The organism is Streptomyces vastus, assembly GCF_039532825.1.
GTDB lineage: Bacteria > Actinomycetota > Actinomycetes > Streptomycetales > Streptomycetaceae > Streptomyces > Streptomyces vastus.
In genome coordinates this window covers 165,344-185,901 of record NZ_BAAASJ010000118.1, presented here as the reverse complement: position 1 = coordinate 185,901, position 20,558 = coordinate 165,344, and the positions used below count along the sequence as shown (strand labels likewise).

Below are 20,558 nucleotides of genomic sequence, written 5' to 3'. Positions count from 1 at the left end.
ACGGAATTTACGGAGATGAACCGCTGAGACGGTAGCGGCACCGCATTCGTTTTTCCACACTCAGGACAAAGTTCGTGCCATTCCGGTCGTACCTATTGGCGAGCCGGGCAAAGAGGTCTAGCTTCCTTGGCGCTGTTGCTGTGACCGACGAGGAGTGGATGACCCCATGCGGTTCGCGTCGCATCAAGAACCCATGCACTTAAGAGAGTTGACCACAAACAGACGGGTGAAGAGACGGGCCTGGGCGGCCGTCCTGACTGCCGGGTTCGTCACCGCGGGGCTGCTCTCGGGCGGTCCCGCGAGTGCGCGCCAGGCCCCCGACCCGCCGCTGACAACGATGTCGATCAAGTCGCCGCCGGGCGGTGCCAACGTACGGGTGCTGCTCTTCCACGGCTCTGCGGCGGGCGGGGACGAGTCGCCCGTCGTCAACGCCGGGATCGAGGCGATCGAGGCGATCGGGCTGACCGGCCCGGCGAACCAGCGTTTCAAGGTGACGGCCACGGACGACGCCTCCGTGTTCGCCAACGAGACGAAGCTCGGCCGCTTCAACGCGGTCGTCTTCCTGACCGGCGGCGGCGACGTCCTCGACGCGGAGCAGGAGGCCGGTCTGGAGGCGTACATGGAGGCGGGCGGCGGCTTCCTCGGCGTCCATGACGCGGCCCGCGCCGAACCGTACTCGGACTGGTTCACCGGCCTGGTAGGCGCCCGCCCGGCCGCATCGAGCCCAACTGCCGTACAGCGGGCGACCGTTGAGGTGGGCGACCGGCAGCACCCGGCCACCAAGGATCTGCCGCTTCAGTGGAAGCGCCCCGACGCCTGGCTGAACTGGGTCAAGAACCCCTCCGGCGACGTGCACACCGTGGCGCGGGTGCGCGAGTCGACGTACCAGCCGGGCGACAGCAAGAACGGCGCCGACCACCCGGTGTCCTGGTGCCGCGACTACGACGGCGGACGCTCCTTCTACACGGGCATGGGCGGCACGGTCGCCTCGTACGACGAAACGGACTTCCGTGCGCATCTGCGCGGGGCGCTGCTGTGGACGACACGGCTCGTGCGGGCCGACTGCAAGGCGGCGATCAACGCCAACTACAAGGCGGAGCGGCTGACGCAGCCCAACCAGCCGGGGCAGAACGACCAGATCGGCGAGCCACACGGCCTGGTCACCGCGCCCGACGGACGCGTGCTCTACATCGGCCGCGGCGGAGCCGACTCCTCGCAGCCCGTCGTCACGGACTGGAACAACCCCGACATCGGCAAGGGCAAGGGCGAGATCCACGTCTACGACCCGAAGACCAAGAAGGTCACCCTGGCCGGCGCGCTCACCGTGTTCGGCAACAAGGGCGGCGGCGGTGAGCTGATCAAGGTCGAAGAGGGACTGCTCGGCATCGAGCTGGACCCGGCGTTCCAGCAGAACGGCTGGGTGTATCTGCATTACACACCGCACGCGCAGATCAACCGCGACACGCGGATGGGCGAGCGCCGCGTCTCCCGTTTCACGCTCGATCTCGCCACGAACAAGCTGGATCTGAGCAGTGAGAAGGTCCTGTTGAAGTGGCCGGTGCAGATCCACAGCTGCTGCCACGCGGGCGGCGGCATGGCGTGGGACTCCAAGGGCAACCTGTACATCGCGACGGGCGACAACAACTCCAGTGGTTTCAGCGACGGTTACTCCGGCAACAACCCGCAGCCCAACCACAAGGGCGTCTCCTTCGCGGACGCGCGCCGGACGTCGGGCAACACCAACAACCTCAACGGCAAGATCCTGCGCATCCACCCGGAGCCGGACGGCACGTACACCCTGCCCCAGGGGAACCTCTTCACCGGCAAGGAGACCGACGAGGGCGGTGGCAAGACGCGCGGCGAGATCTATGTGATGGGCGTCAGGAACCCCGCGCGCATCTCCGTCGACAAGAAGACGGACACGCTGTACGCGGGCTGGGTCGGCCCGGACGCGTCAAACCCGTCGACGACCTGGGGCCCGGCGAAGTACGACACGTTCGCCGCGATCACCAAGCCGGGCAACCACGGCTGGCCGTACTGCATGGGCAACAAGCAGCCCTACCGCGACCGCAATCTGCCGGACCCGACGAAACCGCTCGGCTGGTACGACTGCGACGCCCCGAAGAACGAGTCGCCGAACAACGACGGCCTCGTGAACCTGCCGCCGGTCACCGGGAACACCATCTGGTACTCGCCCCAGGGCGGCGGCCCCGACTTCCCGCGCGACGCGAACGGCATCCCGTCGTACAAGGCGGAGGAGCAGAAGTTCCTGCTGCCGTGGCTGAAGGGCGGCGGGCAGGCGGCGATGAACGGACCCGTCTACCGCTATGACGCGGCGTCCGCGGGTGCGGGGGCATGGCCGTCGTACTGGGACGGCAAGTGGTTCGTCGGCGACTTCTATGACGGCGACCAGCCGCGTCACGCGGTCCTGCTCGACCCCAAGACCGCGGGCCAGGGCGGCATTCCCGTGCACGCCGAGTCCCTGAAGAAGATCATCCCCGTGGGCAATGACGGCATCAAGAACCTCATGGACTGGAAGTTCGGCCCCGACGGCACGCTGTACGCCCTCGACTACGGCCGCGGCTTCTTCACCTCGGACGCCAAGTCGGCGCTGTGGCAGGTCACTTACAAGGGCGGCGCTCCGACGCCGGCCGCCGATCAACTGGCCAGGGAGGCACAGTGACGGGCGTACGCATACGACGGCGAAGAACCGCACGCCTGTGGACGGCGCTTCTGGCGTCGCTGCTGATGGTGCTGGGGCTGACGTCCACGTCGGCTTCGGGACAGACCGAAGGAGCCGGCGCCGCGTCGGCAGCCGCCGGCGCTGCCGCGCAAACGCTTACGTGGACGGCCGGCAACGACATCGACAAGTACACGTCGGCGCCCGCCACCGCGGTCGCGGGCACGACGACGATCGTCTTCGAGAACAGTGTGGCGACCGGCAACACCACAGGTATGCCGCACACGTTGACGTTCGACGTGTCCGACCCGGAGTACAACAACGACGTCCCCCTCAACATCCTGGCCAATCCGAACGACGACCAGGGCGGCAAGTACACGGCCGAGGTGACGCTGACGCCCGGCCGGTACCGCTACTACTGCACCATCCCGGGCCACGGTCAGATGCAGGGCATCCTCGTGGTCAGCGAGGGCACCGGCGAGGACACGACCGCGCCCGAGACCTCGGCGGACGTGAGCGGTACGCAGAACGCGGACGGGGCGTACGTGGGTTCGGCGACCGTGACGCTGAGCGCGACGGACGACGGCTCGGGCGTGGACCGGATCGAGTACGCGATCGGTGACGCGGGTGCCTGGCAGCCGTACACCACGCCCCTGGTGATCGACCAGGTGGGCGACCACAAGGTCCGCTACAGAGCGGTCGACAAGGCCGGGAACGTCGCCGCCGAGAAGGCGGAGGAATTCACGGTGGCGCCGCCGTCGACGGACGACACGACGGCTCCGGAGACGTCGGCTTCGGTGACCGGTGAGCAGAATCCGGAGGGTGCGTACCTCTCCATGGCGACCGTCACCGTGACGGCCTCCGACACCGGTTCCGGCGTCAACACCATCGAGTACGCGCTCGGCGACTCCGGTGCCTGGCAGCCGTACACGGCTCCGGTGATGGTCCACGACGTGGGCACGCACAAGGTGCGGTACCGGGCCACGGACAAGGCGGGCAATGCGGCCGCGGAGAAGTCCGTCTCGTTCACGGTGGTCGCGCCGCCCGCCGAGGACAAGACTCCTCCGGTGACCGGCGTGAGTGTCGAGGGCACGAAGAACTCCTCCGGGGCGTACATCAACGGCGCCAAGGTGACGGTGACCGCGACGGACGAGCACGATGGTTCCGGAGTCGCCACCATCGAGTACTCGCTGGACGGCGGGCCCTATCTCTCGTACACCGCACCCGTCATCGTCGATCGCGCGGGCGCGCACAAGGTGGCGTACCGGGCGAGCGACAAGGCGGGCAACACCTCCGACGCCCGGACCGTGAGCTTCACGGTCGCCTCGGGCGGCGGGGTGCCGGCGCCCGCCTGCGCCGAGTACGACGAGCGGCTGACGGTCATCGTCGGAACGGTCGACACCGGTGTGCCGAACCGGGTCACCAACAACCGGTGCCGCATCAACGAGTTGATCGAGGACGAGAAGGAGTGGACGTCCCACGCGCTGTTCCTGAAGCACGTGAAGACCGTCCTGGACGCGCTCCTCAAGGAAGGCGTCATCGTCCAGCGCGAGTACAACCTGATCAACAAGGCCGCCAAGCAGTCGGGCATCGGCAAGCCGGGCCAGACCGAGGGCTACCGCACGATCTTCGACGGCTCCGAGGAGTCGTTCGCCAAGTGGCAGCAGGTCGGCGGCGGCAGGTTCGCGGTGAACGCGGACGGCTCGATGACCAGCAGCACCACGGTGGCGGGCCTGGGCATGCTGTGGTTCCCGGAGCGCAAGTACGGCGACTTCTCGCTGAAGCTCCAGTGGCGTGACGACGCGCCGGGCACCGGAAACGCCAACGCCGGTGTGTTCGCCCGCTTCCCATGGGTCCACGACCACCCGGAGGAGTCTCGTCCGGAGTGGGTTGCCATCAAGTACGGGCACGAGCTGCAGATCAACGACCGCCCGGACGGCGACATGTACAAGTCCGGCTCGGTCTACGGCTTCGACCGCGTGGGCCTGGCCGGAGCGGGCGTCACCCAGAAGGGCACCTGGAACGACTACGAGATCCGTGTGGTCGACCAGCACTACTCGGTGTACCGCAACGGCGTGCTGATCAACGAGTTCGACAACATCGGCGGCCAGGACTTCACCCCGCCCCGCTCGGACGACCCGGGCACGGACGGGCGACGGTTCGCCTCCGGCTACATCGGGCTCCAGGTGCACGGCACGACGGATGTGATCTCGTACCGGGACATCCGGATCAAGGAGTTGTAGGCCCTTCGGCAGGCCGTGGCTTCTTCGCGCGGCTCGGCTGTACCCGCTTGGGTTCCCCCGGCATCTTCGGATACTCGGGCGGGTACGGCAGGTCCGCGAGGCCGTGGTCGTGTTCGTCGCGGCGGGCCAGTTCCAGCAGGGCCTCGAGGGAGAAGGCGTGATCGTCCATGTCCGCGTGCACGTCGCCGAGTTCGGCGAAGCGCGCGGGCATGGTCGTCACGTCGAAGTCGCGGGGCACGGCGACGTCGACCTCCTCCCAGCGCAGGGGTGCGGACACGGGGGCCTGCGGACGGGGGCGTACGGAGTAGGCGGAGGCGATGGTGCGGTCGCGAGCCGTCTGGTTGTAGTCGACGAAGATCTTCGCGCCGCGCTCCTCCTTCCACCAGGCGATGGTCACGTGGTCGGGCATCCGCCGCTCCAGTTCGCGTCCGGCGGCGATCGCGGCGCGGCGCACCTGGGCGAAGGTCCACCGCGGCTCGATGGGCACGAAGACGTGCAGCCCCCGGCCGCCGGAGGTCTTGGGCCAGCCGCGCAGTCCGCCGAACTCATTCAGCACGGCGCGCAGTTCGTGGGCGGCGCGGACGGCGTCGGCGTAGTCCGTGCCGGGCTGCGGGTCGAGGTCGAGACGGAGTTCGTCGGGGTGGTCGACGTCGTCGCGGCGCACCGGCCACGGGTGAAAGGTGAGCGTGCCGAACTGCGCGGCCCACACCACGGCACCGACCTCAGTGGGGCACATCTCGTCGGCGCTGCGCCCGCTGGGAAAGGTGATGTGGGCGGTCGGGATCCAGTCGGGCATGTTCTTGGGCGCCCGCTTCTGGAAGAACGACTCGCCGGTCACGCCCTCCGGGTAGCGCTCCAGGGTGGTGGGGCGGTTGCGCAGGGCACGCAGGATGCCGGGGCCAACCGCGACGTAGTACTCGGCGACATCGAGCTTCGTCAGGCCACGCTCCGGGAAGAAGACCTTCCCCGGGCTGGACAACCGCACGGTCCGCCCCGCCGCCGCCAGCTCCACCGCATCACCCATGCGAGCCACGGTAGGCGTGCCGGGCTTGCCGCGCATGCGGGCGGACGATTGTGGGAGCGCTCCGGACGAGCAGGATGCTGCGGTGACTCCGACTCCCACCGTGCGCCCGTACCGTCCCGCGGACCGAGAGTCCCTCGAGGACATCTGCGTCCGCACCGCGCACAACGGCCAGGACAGCCGGCCCGTCTACGCGAATTCCGCGATCTTTCCGACGATCTTCGCGGCTCCGTATGTCCATCTCGAGCCGGAGCTGGTCTTCGTGCTGGACAACGGGCAGGGACAGGCGGTCGGCTACATCCTCGGCACCGCGGACACTCCCCGGTTCGCCGAAGCCTTCCGCACGAAGTGGCTGCCCCTGGTCGCGGACCGCTTTCCGGAGCCCATTGGCCCGCCGAGCACCCCCGACGAGGCGATGGTTCGGCTGTTGCACCACCCCGAGCGGATGGTCGTCCCGGAACTCGCCGCGTATCCGGCTCATCTGCACATCGACCTGCTCCCCGAATGGCAGGGCCGCGGCCACGGACGTGCACTGATGCGGAGCTTCCTGCGGGCTCTGCGGGACAGTGGCGTGCAGGCCGTCCATCTGACCATGGTGACGGCCAATACTCCGGCCAGGGCCTTCTACGACCGCCTGGGCTTCCACGAGATCGAGGTGCCGGACCCCGGGCCGGTCACCTGTCTGGGGCGCGCGACGGACGAGATCGACAGGCTTTGACGGCGACGGCAGCCATCCGTTTCTCGGGCTCCACGGCGCGGACGGTCCCGCAGGACATGGCTGGAAGCGATCACCTTGGTTGTCACAAGGCCGGACAACGATCCGGGATGGATTCACCCAACGTTGGTCCATGGGGCGTCAAGAACCGGTTACGTGAACGCTCTTCGGCCAGATTCCGACATACGTTCCTTCCTCCTCGGTGCCGGTCTCGCCGCCAAGGTGGCCACGGGTGACCTGGTCATAGTCGGTGCGCGATACGAACTGACCAGCCAGCTCGTCCACCGGAATTCCTGAGCACACGGCGGGCCGCGCCGGATCAGCCCTCGCTCACGTCCGACTTCTCGACACCACTTCCCTGACCTGGACTTTACGGGCCTGGCGCTCAACGAGCGGGCGCCCAGGACGGCTCCTAGAGTCAAAGCATGGATCTCCCCGTGATGCCACCCGTGAAGCCGATGCTCGCCAAGCCGGTGGCGGCGATTCCGCCGGGCATGCACTACGAGGCGAAGTGGGACGGGTTCCGGGCGATCGTGTTCCGCGACGGGGACGAGGTGGAGTTCGGCAGCCGTACCGGCAAGTCGCTGACCAGGTACTTTCCCGAGCTGGTCGAGGCGGTCCGGGAGCGGGTGCCCGAGCGGTGCGTGCTGGACGGGGAGATCGTGATCGCGCGGGAGGGGCGGCTGGACTTCGACGCGCTCACGGAGCGGATCCACCCGGCCGAGTCACGGGTGAGGCTGCTCGCCGAGCGGACGCCGGCCTCGTTCGTCGCCTTCGATCTGCTCGCGCTCGACGAGGAGTCGCTGGTGGACGTATCCCTGGGCGACCGACGGGCGCTGCTGGAAAGGGCGTTGGCCGAGGTCACAGCTCCCGTCCATGTGGCGCCGGCGACCACCGACATCGAGGTGGCGCAGCGGTGGTTCGAGCAGTACGAAGGCGCGGGCCTCGACGGAGTGATCGCCAAGCCGCTCACACTGCGCTACCGGCAGGACGAGCGCCTGATGTTCAAGGTCAAGCACGAGCGCACGGCTGACGTGGTCGTCGCGGGCTACCGGCTCCACAAGAGCGGGCCCGTCGTCGGCTCACTCCTGCTCGGCCTGTACGACACCCAAGGCGCCCTGCAGCACGTCGGGGTGAGCGCCGCGTTCTCGATGAAGCGTCGCGAGGAGCTGGTCGGGGAGCTGGAGCCGCTGCGAATGGAGTCGGCCGAGGGGCATCCATGGGCGGCCTGGGCGGAGGAGGCGGCCCACGAAACGGCACGGCTGCCTGGTGCGCCCAGCCGCTGGTCGGGCAAGAAGGACCTGTCCTGGGTGCCGCTCAGACCGGAGCGGGTGTGCGAGGTGGCGTACGACCACATGGAGAACGGTCAGCGCTTCAGGCACACGGCCCGCTTCCGCCGCTGGCGCCCCGACCGGACCCCTGAGAGCTGCACGTACGCCCAGCTGGAGGAGCCGGTGCGCTACAACCTGGCGGAGATCCTGGGGCCGTAGAACTGAGCCGCGACTGGCAAGACCGCCCGCCCTCCCCTGTTCCCCGCTACCCGCACGGCCGAGTGAACCGCCTTCGACCTTGGCCGATTGGGTAGGACCTGATTGAATCTCAAAATCAGAAAAGTGGCGAAACGGGGCACAGTGGACATCGAAGGTGCGAGGCGGATGGGGCACAAGGGGCGTACGAGGCGCACCTCGCTGGTGACGGCGCTACTGGCCGCCCTGCTGGCGGGCTCCGCAATGGCGGGCTGCACACCGGAGGAGACCGACGACGGCCGCGCGCCGGGCGACGGCACTCCGGGCGCCGGTTCCGTACTCGCCGTGAAGATCGACAACGCGAGCCGGGCGCGGCCGCACACGGGCATCGACGCGGCGGACATCGTGTACGCCGAGCAGGTGGAGGGCGGTCTCAGCCGGCTGATGGCGGTGTACGCGACCAAGTTCCCGAAGGTGATCGGGCCGGTGCGCAGTGCGCGCGAGTCCGACCTGGAGCTGCTGCGCCAGTTCGACGAGCCGACGCTCGCCTTCTCGGGAGCGCAGGGCAAGTTGCTGCCGCTGATCGACAAGGCCCCGCTGCACGCGGCGCCGCCGGAGAAGAACCCGAAGGCGTACTACCGGGGCACCGACAAACCCGCCCCGTACAACCTGTATCTGCGCCCCGAGCGGCTGCTGAAGTCCGCCCCCGGTGCTGACGCCCTGACCACCGGCTTCGAGTACGGTGCGCTGCCCGCGGGCGGCAAGGCCGAGACCTCGCACACCGTGCGCTTCCCCGCGGCCCGCTTCACCTTCACCTGGTCCGAGAGCCGGGACCGCTGGCTGGTGTCGATGGACGGCAGGCCGGGCGCGACGACCGACGGGCCGCGGATGGCCGCCGCGACGGTGGTCGTGCAGTACGTGAAGATCCGCAAGTCCCAGTTCAAGGACTTCCTGGGCAACAACACGCCGTATACGGAGACCGTGGGGTCGGGGACGGCGAAGGTCTTGCGCGACGGCCGAGCCTTTGACGCCGACTGGAAGCGCGCCTCGGCCGAGGACGGAACCCGGTTCACGACCCAGGACGGCGAGCCGCTGCCGTTCGCTCGCGGGCAGGTTTGGGTTGTTTACGCGAAGGCGTGACGTGGGTGCGCGTGGGAGTTTCTTTCCCCAACCCCGCCCCTTCCCGAAACTGGGGGCTGCGCCCCAGGCCCCCGCAAGGGGGTAGGTAGTGACACTGCGTGTCGCGGCTGCGGGTGCGTTGTGGCTGGTCGCGCCCCGCGGCGGAGCCGCTGATGTCACAGCCCCGCGCCCCTGAATCGTAAATAGATGGCGTCCAAGGTCAACAAGGCTCTGTCGCCATCGATTTACAAGATCACAGGGTGTCGCCGTCAGGCGACCGGACTACTGAAAAAGCCAAAGCCTGCGACTTCCGGCGCCCCGAGCAACCCCGCGCCCGGCAGAAAGCACGCGCCCCGGGAAAGCCCGTACCCCCAACTACTCGCAACTCTCCCACCGGCGGGAGGGGACGTGGCCCGGTGCGTCGTATGCCCGTCGCTCAGGTTCTGTCTCAGGCCACCCGCACCGTGTACCGACACCGGGCCGTACGCCCGGCCTGCGACGGGCTGACGCACCGGCCCACGGCCCCGCACCCACCACGAACCCAGGGGCGCGAGGAACTGCGCGACCAGCCCCAACGAACCCGCGGCTAGCGAACCGCACCCAGCGGAGCGGCACGACGCAGGCCCTCCGCCGCATCCGAGACCCGCTGCAGCAGCTCGAAGAACACGGCCTGCTCCTCCTCGGACAAGGGCGCCAGGAACACCTGGTTCATCCGAGCCGTCCGCACCGTCAGTTTTCGATGCATACGCGCTCCCTCGTCCGTGAGGCGGAGCAGGAAGCGACGCCCGTCCTGCGGGTCGCGCACCTTGTCGAGCAGGCCCCGGCGCCCGAGTCGGCTGATCACCTCGGCGATCGTGGACCGGTCCAGACCCACCCGCTCCCCCACGCTCCGCTGATCCAGCCCCGGCTCGGCGACAAGCACGTTCAGCACCGCGAACTGCGGGGAGGTGATCTCCTCGGAGACCATCGTGTTCCACAGCAGGTGGTGCGCCTGCTGCAGCCGCCGGGCCAGATGCCCGGGGTGGGTGGTGAGGTCCACCGCCGCCATGTGCGCTCCTCGGGTTTGTCGGTGCACTGAACAATACCGCTCGCCACATACCATTGTCTGCATGGAGAGACCCACACCTCACCTGCCATTACGTATGAACTCTTGACGACCGAACCGCCGGATGGCAGCGTGAGGACAACCTCGCAGAAATAGTCAGTGCCCTGAGCAATATGCTCAGCAACAAGGACGCCGGCCGTTCGAAGAGATGGGGCTTCACGGATGGACAAGGTGGTCGCCACAGCCGCCGAGGCGGTGGCCGATGTGCCGGACGGTGCGTCGCTCGCGGTGGGTGGCTTCGGGCTGAGCGGTGTGCCGACGGTGCTGATCCAGGCTCTGTACGAGCGTGAGGTCTCCGGTCTGAGCGTGGTCTCCAACAACTGCGGGGCTATGGAGTCGGGGCTCGCGATACTCCTCGCGGCGGGCCGCATCGCCCGTGTCACCGGGTCGTACATCGGGGGGAACAAGGAGTTCGCCCGGCAGTACCTCGCCGGGGAGCTGGAGGTCGAGATGATCCCGCAGGGCACGCTGGCCGAGCGGCTGAGGGCCGGCGGCGCCGGCATCCCCGCCTTCTACACCCCGGCCGGCGTCGGCACCCAGGTCGCCGACGGCGGACTGCCCTGGCGGTACGACGGTGAGGGCGGCGTCGCGCTCGCCTCGCCGCCGAAGGAGGTGCGGGAGTTCGACGGCACGGAGTACGTGCTGGAGCACGGCATCCGCACCGACTTCGCCTTCGTCCGGGCCGCGAAGGGCGACCCTCACGGGAACCTGGTCTTCAACAAGTCCTCCCGCAACTTCAACCCGCTCGCCGCGATGGCAGGGCGGGTGACGATCGCCGAGGTCGAGGAACTCGTGGAGCCGGGCGGGATCGACCCGGACGCGGTGCATCTGCCGGGGATCTTCGTCCAGCGGGTGATCGCCCTGACCCCCGAGCAGGCGGCAGACAAGAAGATCGAGCAGCGGACGGTGAGTTCCTGATGGCGGCCTGGACACGTGAAGAGATGGCCGCCCGTGCCGCGCGCGAGCTGGAGGACGGCCAGTACGTGAACCTCGGCATCGGACTGCCGACACTGATCCCCAACTACCTCCCGCCCGGCGTCGAGGTGATCCTGGAGTCCGAGAACGGCATCCTCGGCACCGGCCCGTACCCGGCCGAGGACCAGGTCGACCCGGACCTCATCAACGCCGGCAAGGAGACCGTCACGGTCCTGCCCGGCGCCTCGTACTTCGACTCCTCCCTCTCTTTCGGGATGATCCGCGGCGGCCATATCGATGTCGCCGTACTCGGCGCCATGCAGGTGTCCGAGGGCGGGGACCTCGCCAACTGGGCCATCCCCGGCAAGCTGATCACCGGGATCGGCGGCGCCATGGACCTGGTGCACGGCGCCCGCAAGGTGATCGTCGTGATGACGCACACCGCGAAGGACGGCTCGCCGAAGATCCTCCAGGACTGCGCGCTGCCGCTGACCGGCAAGGCGTGCGTCAACCGGATCATCACGGATCTGGGGGTGCTGGACGTGACGGAGGAGGGCCTGGTGCTGGTGGAGACGGCGCCGGGTGTCGAGACCGAGGAGATCATCGCGAAGACCGCCGCGAAGGTTCGCACTCCGGAGGAGATCGTATGAGGGACGTCTACATCGTCGATGCCGTCCGCACCCCGTTCGGCAGGTACAACGGCTCACTGGCAGGCATACGACCCGACGACCTCGGCGCGCACGCCATCCGTGAACTCCTCGCCCGTACGCCCGACTTGGACCCGTCGCGGATCGAGGACGTGTACTTCGGCAACGCGAACGGAGCGGGCGAGGAGAACCGCAACGTGGGCCGTATGGCCGCCCTCCTCGCGGGCCTGCCCACGTCCGTGCCCGGCGTGACCGTCAACCGGCTGTGCGCCTCCGGGCTCGAGGCCGTCATCCAGGCTGCCCGGGCCATCGCGCTCGGCGACGCCTCCATCGCCCTGGCCGGCGGTGTCGAGTCGATGACCCGCGCTCCGTACGTGCTGCCGAAGAGCGACAAGCCCTTCCCGGCCGGGCACACCGAGCTGTACTCGACGACGCTCGGCTGGCGCATGGTCAACCCGAAGATGGACCCGCAGTGGACCGTCCCGCTGGGCGAGAGCGCGGAGTTGATCGCCGAGAAGCACAAGATCGGCCGGGAGCAGCAGGACGAGTTCGCGCTGGCCTCCCATCAGAAGGCGGCCCGTGCCCAGGCGGACGGCTTGTTCGACGCCGAGCTCGCCCCGGTGTCGATCCCGCAGCGCAAGGGCGACCCGGTCGTGTTCGGCGCCGACGAATGCGTACGACCTGATGCGTCCCTCGCCGCGATGGCCAAGCTCAAGCCGTCGTTCCGTAAGGACAGCGGCACGGTGACGGCGGGCAACGCGTCTCCTCTCAACGATGGCGCCGCCGCTCTGCTCCTCGTCGACGAGGACGGCCTGAGGGCCACCGGTCGCGAGCCGCTCGCCCGGGTCTCCGCGTCCGGTGTCTCGGCGATCGACCCGCACTACTTCGGGCTCGCCCCCGTCGAGGCCGTCAACCGTGCACTGGCCAAGGCGGGCAAGGGATTTGACGATCTGTCGACTCTCGAACTCAACGAGGCCTTCGCCGCCCAGGTCCTCGGCTGCGTCGCCGAGTGGCCCGAGTTCGACCCGGCGGTCCTCAACCCGCAGGGCGGCGCGATCGCCCTCGGCCACCCGCTGGGCGCCTCCGGTGCCCGGCTCGCCGGGAGCGTCGCCCACCAACTAGCCCTCCGTGGCTCGGGAGTTGGCGTCGCCACCCTCTGTATCGGCGTCGGCCAGGGTCTGGCCCTCGTCCTCGAACGTTAAGACTTCCCAGGACCCGTAGGAATCGGAATCCTCATGACGCTCACTCAGTCGGACATCGACGTCGAGATCAACGAAGCCCAGAACGCGTACGACAAGGCCGTCGCCGGCGGCGCCCCGGTCCAACACCACCCGCCGCGCGACTACGCCCCGTACCGCAGCTCGGTACTGCGGTACCCCAAGCAACCGCTGGTCGCGGTGAACGGCAGCGATCCGGAGACGGTCGAGCTGTCCGGTCCGGTGTTCGGTCCGACCGACATCACCGGGATCGACAACGACCTCACCGTGCAGCACCAGGGCGAGCCGCTCGGCGAGCGCATCACCGTCTCCGGACGGCTGCTCGACCGCGAAGGGCGCCCGGTACGCGGCCAGCTCATCGAGCTGTGGCAGGCCAACGCCTCGGGCCGGTACGCGCATCTGCGGGACCAGCACCCGGCGCCCCTCGACCCCAACTTCACCGGCGTGGGACGGACGCTGACGGATGATCAGGGCCGGTACTTCTTCCGGACGATCAAGCCGGGCGCGTACCCATGGCGCAATCACACCAACGCCTGGCGCCCCGCGCACATCCACTTCTCCGTCTTCGGTACGGCGTTCACGCAGCGGCTGGTGACGCAGATGTACTTCCCGAACGACCCGCTGTTCCCGTACGACCCGATCCTGCGCTCGGTGACCGACGAGTCGGCCCGTGCCCGCCTGGTCGCGCAGTACAACCACGAGCTGTCGCAGCCGGAGTTCTCGCTCGGCTACGAGTGGGACATCGTTCTCGACGGTCCCTCCGCCACCTGGATCGAGGAAGGTCGCTGAGCATGACCGAGACCACCAGGGGGCACGTCCTCCCCACGCCCTCCCAGACCGTCGGCCCCTTCTACGGGTACGCGCTGCCCTTCCCCGAGGGCGAGCAGATCGCGCCGAAGGGGCACCCCGACCAGATCACGCTGCACGGGTACGTCCTGGACGGAGAGGGCAAGCCGATCCCGGACGCCGTCCTGGAGTTCTGGCAGGCGGCTCCGGACGGCTCCCTCAAGGGCGCCCCCGGTTCGCTGCGCCGCAACCCGGTGACCGGTGGCTACCTCGGCCGCAACGGCACGGACTTCACCGGTTTCGGGCGGGTCGCCACGGACGCCGACGGGCACTACGCGCTGTACACGCTGCCGCCGGGCAACACCGGGCTGCCGTACATCAGCGTGTGCGTCTTCGCGCGCGGTCTGCTGCACCACCTGTACACGCGGGCGTATCTGGCCGACGGCGCCGACCCGTTGCTGGACTCGCTGCCGGACGGGCGCCGGGCCACGCTGGTCGCACAGCCCGGCGAGCGGCGCACGTACCGTTTCGACATCCGCCTTCAGGGCGAAGGCGAAACGGTCTTCCTGGAGTTCCCGTGACCCTCGGCGACACCGACGGCCTGCTCGCCCCCGGGTGGGCAGGCTCCCCCGCCGCGTCCGCGACCGGCGACACCGCCTTTCTCCAGGCGCTGCTGGACTCGGAGGCGGCGCTCACCCGCGCGCAGGCCTCGCTCGGCCTCGCGCCTTCGGAGGCCGCCGCGGCGGTGGACGCGGCGGCCGATGCGGCGCGCTACGACGTCCATGACCTCGCGCTGCGCGCGCGGGGCGGCGGCAATCCGGTGATCCCGCTGGTCGCGGATCTGACCGCGGCGGTCGGCGCGGTGGATGAGGAGTACGCCCCGTACGTCCACCGGGGCGCGACCAGCCAGGACATCATGGACACGGCGATGATGCTGGTGGCCGCGCGGACCCTCGACCTCGTCCTGGCGGACCTGGCCCGTACGGAGCGTGCGCTGGCCCGGCACGCTCGGGAGCACCGGGACACGCCCATGCCGGGGCGGACGCTGACGCAGCACGCGGTACCGACGACCTTCGGCCTCAAGGCGGCGGGGTGGCGGTGCCTGGTGCTGGACGCACGGGACCGCCTCCAGGTCGTACGCGACTTGCTCCCGGCCCAACTCGGGGGCGCGGCGGGCACATTGGCGGCCTTCACCGCGTACGGGGCCGCTGACACCGGCGCGCTGGTCGAGGCGTATGCCCGCGAAGTCCGCCTCGCCGCACCGGTGTTGCCCTGGCACGCCCTGCGTACTCCGGTCGCCGATCTCGCGGGGGCCCTCGCGTTCACAGCGGGCGCCCTCGGCAAGACGGCGGCAGACGTACTCACGCTCGCACGCACGGAGATCCGCGAGCTGAGCGAGGGCTCAGGTGGCGGTTCCTCCGCGATGCCGCACAAGGCGAACCCCGTGCGCGCCACGCTGATCGCCGCCGCGGCCCGCCGTGCGCCGCAGCTTGCCGCGACGCTGTACGGCTCGCTGGCCGCCGAGGACGAACGCCCCGCCGGTGCCTGGCATGCCGAGTGGGAGCCCCTGCGCGAGCTGCTCCGCCTGGTCGGCGGCGCGGCGCGCGACGCGGCCGAGCTGGCCGAAGGCCTCCGAGTGCACGCGGACGTGATGCGCGCCCACCTGGACCTCACGCACGGCCTGATCGTCTCCGAGCGGCTGTCCGCCGAACTCGCGCCGGTGCTCGGGCGGGCCCGCGCGAAGGAGCTGCTCACCCGGGCGGCCGAGCGGGCCACCGCGGAGCACCGGCCGCTCGTCGAACTCCTTGCCGGTGAGCCGGAGTTGAAGGAACTCGACCTCGCGGCCCGCACCGACCCGACCCAGTACACCGGCTCCGCCGGAGCCCTCACCGACCGTGCCCTGGAGCGACGTTGAGCACCCAGCCGACCCCGACCGGTAAGCAGCTGCACCACCGCGCCGAGGGACCCGCCACCGCTCCCCCGTTGCTCCTCGGCCCGTCCCTCGGCACGTCGACGGCCCTGTGGGACCAGGTCGCGCCCGAACTCTCCATCACCCACCGGGTCGTATGCTGGGACCTGCCGGGCCACGGCCGCTCCCCCGGCGACCTGATCGGGCCCGGCGCGACCGTCGCCGACCTGGCCTCGCTTGTCCTCTCCCTCGCGGACTCACTCGGCATCGACCGCTTCTCGTACGCGGGGGTCTCGCTCGGCGGCGCGGTGGGGCTGCAACTCGCGGCGTACCACCCGGAGCGGATCGAGCGACTTGCCGTGATCTGCTCCTCGGCCCACTTCAACGGGTCCAAGCCGTGGGAGGAGCGGGCCGCGCTCGTCCGCGCGGAGGGTCTTGGCGAGCTCGCGGCGAACGCGAACTCCCGTTGGTTCACGCCCGGTTTCACCATTCCGGCGCTCGTCGAGGACCACCGTACGGCGGATCCTGATGCGTACGCCGCCTGCTGTGACGCGCTCGCGGCCTTCGACATCCGTGACCGGCTGCCGCGGATCAGCGCGCCGACTCTGCTCATCGCCGGCCGCGAGGACCCGGCGACGCCGCCCGCACATCTGCGGGACATCGCCGACGCCGTGCCCAGTGCCGCGCTCACCGAGATCCCTGGCGCCTCGCACCTGGCCCCCGCCGAGCAGCCGGAGGCCGTACTCGCCGCTCTGCGCGGGCACTTCGACGGTGGGGCGAAGCGGGGGATGGAGGTACGGCGACAGGTGCTCGGTGACGCGCACGTGGATCGCGCTCAGGCTCGGCAGTCTCCGTTCACGGCCCGGTTCCAGGACTTCATCTCGCGTTACGCGTGGGGGGAGATCTGGACGGACGACACGCTGTCGCGCCGCGAGCGCAGCCTGATCACGCTGACCGCACTGGTCGCCCACGGCCACTACGACGAACTGGCCATGCACGTCCGCGCGGCCCGCCGCAACGGGCTCACGCCCGAGGAGATCGGCGCGGTACTCCTGCAGACGGCTGTGTACTGCGGGGTTCCGGCGGCCAACTCGGCGTTCGCGGTGGCGCAGCGGGTGCTGTCCGAGGAGGACGGAGCGGCAGGGTGACCTTGCCTGTCGTAGGTTCAGCCGCACCTCCTACCTGCCTCCGCCGTATGCCTAGGGTGGAGACATGCCCACTGTTCTGATCACCGGGGCCACCTCCGGCCTCGGGCGCTATGTCGCCTTCGAACTCGTCCGCTCCGGACACACCGTCCTCGCGCACGGCCGCGACCCCGACCGTACGGAACGGCTGGTCGAGGAGTTGCGGGCCGAAGGAGAGGCGTACGGCTTCGTTGCCGATCTGGCCTCGCTCGCGCAGGTGCGCGACCTGGGCGCACAGGTCGCGGACGCTCACCCCCACCTCGATGTGCTGATCAACAACGCCGGAGTCGGCTTCGGCGAACCCGGCGGCGGGCGCGAGGAGAGTACCGACGGCCACGAGCTGCGGCTGGCAGTGAACTACCTCGCCCCCGTCGCGCTCACCCGCACCCTCCTGCCGGTGCTACGCGCGAGCGCCCCCGCGCGCATCGTCAACGTCGGCTCCGCGGGCCAACAGCCCCTGGACTTCGACGACATCGAGCAGACCCGGGACTACGACGGCGTGACGGCGTATCGTCGCAGCAAGCTCGCCCTCGCCGCGCACACCTTCGCCCTCGCCGAGGAACTGGCCGGCACCGGAGTCGCCGTGAACGTACTGCACCCCGCCACCTACATGGACACCGCGATGGTCCGCGGGGGCGGAATCGAGCCCTGGTCCACCGTGGCCGACGGAGCCGCTGCCGTACTGGCCCTGGCCACTGGAGAGTTGGGCCAGGACTCCACCGGACGCTACTTCGACGGCACCCGCCCCGCGCGAGCGCATACGCAGGCGTACGACCGTGACGTATGGAAGCGCCTGGGGGCGGTCACGGACCGGCTGCTGGCGAAGTAGGCGTACCGGCAGCGGTCAGCGCAGCGTGTCCAGTGCCTCCTGCGCCCTGGCCACCAAGCCGTCCGCGCCGCAGGAACGGGCCAGGGTGAGGCCACGGTCGAGTTCGCCGGCGGAACGGGACGCGATGCCGTAGTCGACGCGGGCCAGGGCGTGTTCGTAGGAGGAGGGGGACGCTTCCAGGTAGGTGGCGGCGCGGGCGTGGAGGGCGACCGCGCGGGGGCCGGTCTCCAGGGCGGCGGCGCAGCGGAGGGCCTCCCCTATGGCCGTGTCGGTGCCGAAGCGCTCGGCCTGGGCGCGGAGGTCGGCGGCGATCTCCGCGGCGCGCCTGGAGTCCGAGGCGGCGAGTGCCCGGGCGAGTTCGCCGGCCCAGGGCGCCATCACGGTATTGTGACCGCCGCGGGAGGCGGCCATCTTCTCGGCGACCTCCAGCTCGTTCACGCCCTCCTCGAGGCGCCCGGTGGCGATCAGGAGGCGGCCGCGGATGGAGTGGGTGTCGGGAGTGACGTTCGTGGAGGGGTGGGGCGGCTCGAAGGCGTACCGCGCGGCGGTCTCCTCGGCCTCGCCGACGTGACCGCGGGCGAGCAGCGTGTCGATGAGCATGCAGACCACCGACCAGTGCATGGGCAGGCGCCGGCCCACGCGGTCGACGAGCCGCAGCGACTCGCGCAGGAAGTCCTCCGCGTCCCTCAGGCGGCCCCGTCTGCGGTGCACATAGCCGCCGTAGGCGAGTGCGAGAGCCAGATGGCCGCCGCTCCACCCGGCGATCTCGTACGACCGCTGGGCCTCGGTGAAGAGGCTTTCGGCGCGGTCGAGGCGGTCCGCGAACGTGTAGGAGACGCCGAGCATCATCAGGAGCTCGAAGGTCCACTCGGTGTCGGTCCAGCCGAGTCCGGGCGCGAGGCGGCCGTTGACGAGGGCGCGGTCGCACAGTTCGACGACCTCCTCGGCGTTCTCCCCACGGGTCGTCGCGTCGAAAGCGCGCAGGATGAGCAGGGCGCGCTCGGAGTTGTCACGGCCGGTGAGCGGCTTGACGAGCTCGGTGAGACGGCGGGAGCGGCCGGGCGCGTCCTGCTCGCCGGCGTGGAGGCCCTCCCACATGTAGTGCACGGCCTGCAGGCGCATCCGCTCGGGCCCCGGCTTCAGCCGGGTGACCTCCTCGTCGATCGTACGGACGGCCTCTTCCAACTGGTCGTTGTGGACGAGCGCCTGGGCGAGACGGCAGACGGCGTCGACGCGCAGTTCGCGATCGAGGCCGTGCAGGGTGAGTGCCTCCCGCAGATGCTGGATCGTGGTGGCCGGTGAGGTGAGGAGGGTGGCGCAGCCCAACTCGTAGAGCACGCGCGCGTGGACCTCGGGCAGCGGTGGTTCGAGCAGGGCGCGCTCCAGACAGCGGCGGGCCGCCGCCGGGGCGCCTACGGCGAGGTGCTCGCGGGCGGCCTCGCGCATCTGCTCGACGAGTTCGGGGTCGTCGTCCGGGTGCACTTCCAGGAGATGACGGGACGCCGCCGCGGCACCGAGGCCCGAGGCGGTGACCACCGAGGCGGCCACGCCGTGCATCGCGGTGCGCAGGCCGTCCGGGATCGAGCGGTAGACGGCGCCGGCGATCAGCGGGTGGACGAACTCCAGCTCGCCGTCGGCCACTTCGCCGTTCGCCCGGTCGGCGCCGGTGAGGATACGGGCCGCGCCCAGCAGCTCCGCGCAGCGCTCTGCCTCGTCCAGCGGCATCCCGGCGAGTTCGGCCGCGAGGTCGAGGGTGATCCGGGTGCCGAGGATCGCGGCGGCCCAGGCGAAGCGGGTGGCGTCGACGCCGAGGCCTTCGAGGCGGTCGACCAGGCCTCGGCCGCGCGCCGACTGGTTGAGTCCGCGCAGTTCGGTGGCCGAGCTCTCGACCGGTTCGAGATCGCTGTCCTGGACCTTGGCGAGGAGTTCCACGGTCTCGTACGGGTTGCCGCCGGTTACCGCCCACACCTCGCGGCAGAACGGGGTGTCGGCGTGTTCGCCGAGCGTGGCGCGGGTGAGTCCGGCCGTGGCATCCGGTGTCAGCGCGCGCAGGGCGGCGATCGGAAGGGCCTTGGCTCCGATCGCGTCCAGATGGCGCGCGCTCTCGCCGCTGACTCCTGCGGGGCGGCGGGCGACCACGACGAGGACGGGCAGGTCGTCGAGGCGGTCGGTGAACGCGGCCAGCCAGTGCAGGGTTTCCTCGTCGGCCCAGTGTGCGTCGTCCACGAGCAGCACCAGCGGCCACTCGCGCCGGGCGAGCCTGCGCACCGCCGCGACGAGTCCGTCGCACACGTACTGCGGATCGGGCTGGCGGTCGCCCGCTTCCGCTATGCCGAGGGCGGGTCCGGCGATGTCGTACCAGTCGCCGAAGTACTCGCGCGCCTCGTCCGGCATCAGCGATACGAGCGCGGGCTGCAGCAACTGCCGTACGACATTGAAGGGAACGGACGTCAGGGTCTCGCCGCCGCGCGCCGACCACACCGTGCAGCGGCGGTCCAGCGCCATCCGGCGGGCCTCGGCGAGCAGCGCGGTCTTCCCGATGCCCGCCTCGCCGCTCAACACCAGCACTCTGCCCGCTCCCGAACCGCCGCACAGCGCGTCGACGGCCTCCGCGATCACGGAGAGTTCCGCGTCGCGCTCCCAGAGGGGAGCCTCCGTCATCCCGCTACCTCCTGAGGTCGCCCAAATGACGTACAGACCACGAGCCTAGTCCTCCCCGAGC

General features: G+C 70.0%; 17 protein-coding genes. 14 read left to right on the top strand and 3 right to left on the bottom strand.

The features are described 5' to 3' along the window. Positions 1 to 193: 193 nt before the first annotated feature. Together ABD357_RS38405 and ABD357_RS38400 are read left to right on the top strand one after the other, a co-directional pair. Positions 194 to 2,683: a ThuA domain-containing protein gene (locus ABD357_RS38405; RefSeq protein ID WP_344396072.1), complete on the top strand. Its 2,490-nt coding sequence runs from the start codon at positions 194 to 196 to the stop codon at positions 2,681 to 2,683. Between the two features lie 35 nt (positions 2,684 to 2,718). Further along, positions 2,719 to 4,923: an OmpL47-type beta-barrel domain-containing protein gene (locus tag ABD357_RS38400; RefSeq protein ID WP_344396071.1), complete on the top strand. Its 2,205-nt coding sequence runs from the start codon at positions 2,719 to 2,721 to the stop codon at positions 4,921 to 4,923. Here the strand turns inward: ABD357_RS38400 and ligD are convergent. After that, positions 4,910 to 5,947: a non-homologous end-joining DNA ligase gene (ligD, locus tag ABD357_RS38395; protein WP_344395976.1), complete on the bottom strand. Its 1,038-nt coding sequence runs from the start codon at positions 5,945 to 5,947 to the stop codon at positions 4,910 to 4,912. The two genes, ABD357_RS38400 and ligD, sit on opposite strands and share 14 nt — an antisense overlap. Before the next feature lie 82 nt (positions 5,948 to 6,029). On the opposite strand from ligD, the gene ABD357_RS38390 reads away from it, so the two are divergent. From ABD357_RS38390 to ABD357_RS38375, 4 genes are all read left to right on the top strand, one after another. After that, on the top strand, positions 6,030 to 6,662 hold the full coding sequence (locus ABD357_RS38390) for a GNAT family N-acetyltransferase (RefSeq protein WP_344395975.1): 633 nt from the start codon (positions 6,030 to 6,032) through the stop codon (positions 6,660 to 6,662). Positions 6,663 to 6,815: 153 nt separating this feature from the next. Continuing rightward, positions 6,816 to 6,956, top strand: a complete 141-nt coding sequence (locus ABD357_RS38385; RefSeq protein ID WP_344395974.1) for a hypothetical protein — start codon at positions 6,816 to 6,818, stop codon at positions 6,954 to 6,956. Positions 6,957 to 7,084: 128 nt separating this feature from the next. Then, the gene (locus ABD357_RS38380; RefSeq protein WP_344395973.1) at positions 7,085 to 8,149 is read left to right on the top strand and encodes an ATP-dependent DNA ligase; all 1,065 of its coding nucleotides are present in this window, start codon (positions 7,085 to 7,087) and stop codon (positions 8,147 to 8,149) included. 165 nt (positions 8,150 to 8,314) lie between these two features. After that, positions 8,315 to 9,265: a DUF3048 domain-containing protein gene (locus ABD357_RS38375; protein ID WP_344395971.1), complete on the top strand. Its 951-nt coding sequence runs from the start codon at positions 8,315 to 8,317 to the stop codon at positions 9,263 to 9,265. A 565-nt stretch (positions 9,266 to 9,830) separates the two neighbouring features. On the opposite strand, the gene ABD357_RS38370 is transcribed toward ABD357_RS38375, so the two are convergent. Then, positions 9,831 to 10,292, bottom strand: a complete 462-nt coding sequence (locus ABD357_RS38370; RefSeq protein ID WP_344395970.1) for a MarR family winged helix-turn-helix transcriptional regulator — start codon at positions 10,290 to 10,292, stop codon at positions 9,831 to 9,833. A 219-nt stretch (positions 10,293 to 10,511) separates the two neighbouring features. Between ABD357_RS38370 and ABD357_RS38365 the strand changes: the two genes are divergently transcribed. The 8 genes from ABD357_RS38365 (at position 10,512) to ABD357_RS38330 (ending at position 17,836) form a co-directional block, all read left to right on the top strand. Next, positions 10,512 to 11,267, top strand: coding sequence for a CoA transferase subunit A (locus ABD357_RS38365; RefSeq protein ID WP_344395969.1), 756 nt, complete (start codon positions 10,512 to 10,514; stop codon positions 11,265 to 11,267). Beyond that, entirely contained in the window at positions 11,267 to 11,914 is a 648-nt protein-coding gene (locus ABD357_RS38360) for a CoA transferase subunit B (protein ID WP_344395968.1), read from the top strand. The genes ABD357_RS38365 and ABD357_RS38360 overlap by 1 nt, the downstream gene beginning before the upstream one ends. After that, positions 11,911 to 13,113, top strand: coding sequence for a thiolase family protein (locus ABD357_RS38355; RefSeq protein WP_344395967.1), 1,203 nt, complete (start codon positions 11,911 to 11,913; stop codon positions 13,111 to 13,113). The genes ABD357_RS38360 and ABD357_RS38355 overlap by 4 nt, the downstream gene beginning before the upstream one ends. Positions 13,114 to 13,146: 33 nt before the next feature. Beyond that, positions 13,147 to 13,917 carry a protocatechuate 3,4-dioxygenase subunit beta gene (gene pcaH / locus ABD357_RS38350; protein WP_344395966.1) on the top strand — a complete coding sequence of 257 codons (771 nt, stop codon included), beginning with the start codon at positions 13,147 to 13,149 and terminating at the stop codon, positions 13,915 to 13,917. Between the two features lie 2 nt (positions 13,918 to 13,919). Then, a complete protein-coding gene (gene pcaG / locus ABD357_RS38345; protein ID WP_344395964.1) occupies positions 13,920 to 14,495 on the top strand; it encodes a protocatechuate 3,4-dioxygenase subunit alpha in 576 nt (191 codons plus the stop codon). Continuing rightward, on the top strand, positions 14,492 to 15,829 hold the full coding sequence (gene pcaB, locus ABD357_RS38340) for a 3-carboxy-cis,cis-muconate cycloisomerase (protein WP_344395963.1): 1,338 nt from the start codon (positions 14,492 to 14,494) through the stop codon (positions 15,827 to 15,829). Before pcaG ends, pcaB begins: the two co-directional genes overlap by 4 nt. Further along, entirely contained in the window at positions 15,826 to 16,971 is a 1,146-nt protein-coding gene (gene pcaDC / locus ABD357_RS38335) for a bifunctional 3-oxoadipate enol-lactonase/4-carboxymuconolactone decarboxylase PcaDC (RefSeq protein ID WP_344395962.1), read from the top strand. Before pcaB ends, pcaDC begins: the two co-directional genes overlap by 4 nt. A gap of 64 nt (positions 16,972 to 17,035) precedes the next feature. Next, positions 17,036 to 17,836: an SDR family NAD(P)-dependent oxidoreductase gene (locus ABD357_RS38330; protein WP_344395961.1), complete on the top strand. Its 801-nt coding sequence runs from the start codon at positions 17,036 to 17,038 to the stop codon at positions 17,834 to 17,836. Between the two features lie 15 nt (positions 17,837 to 17,851). Here the strand turns inward: ABD357_RS38330 and ABD357_RS38325 are convergent, their stop codons facing one another. Then, the gene (locus tag ABD357_RS38325; RefSeq protein WP_344395960.1) at positions 17,852 to 20,497 is read right to left on the bottom strand and encodes an ATP-binding protein; all 2,646 of its coding nucleotides are present in this window, start codon (positions 20,495 to 20,497) and stop codon (positions 17,852 to 17,854) included. Positions 20,498 to 20,558 lie beyond the last annotated feature (61 nt).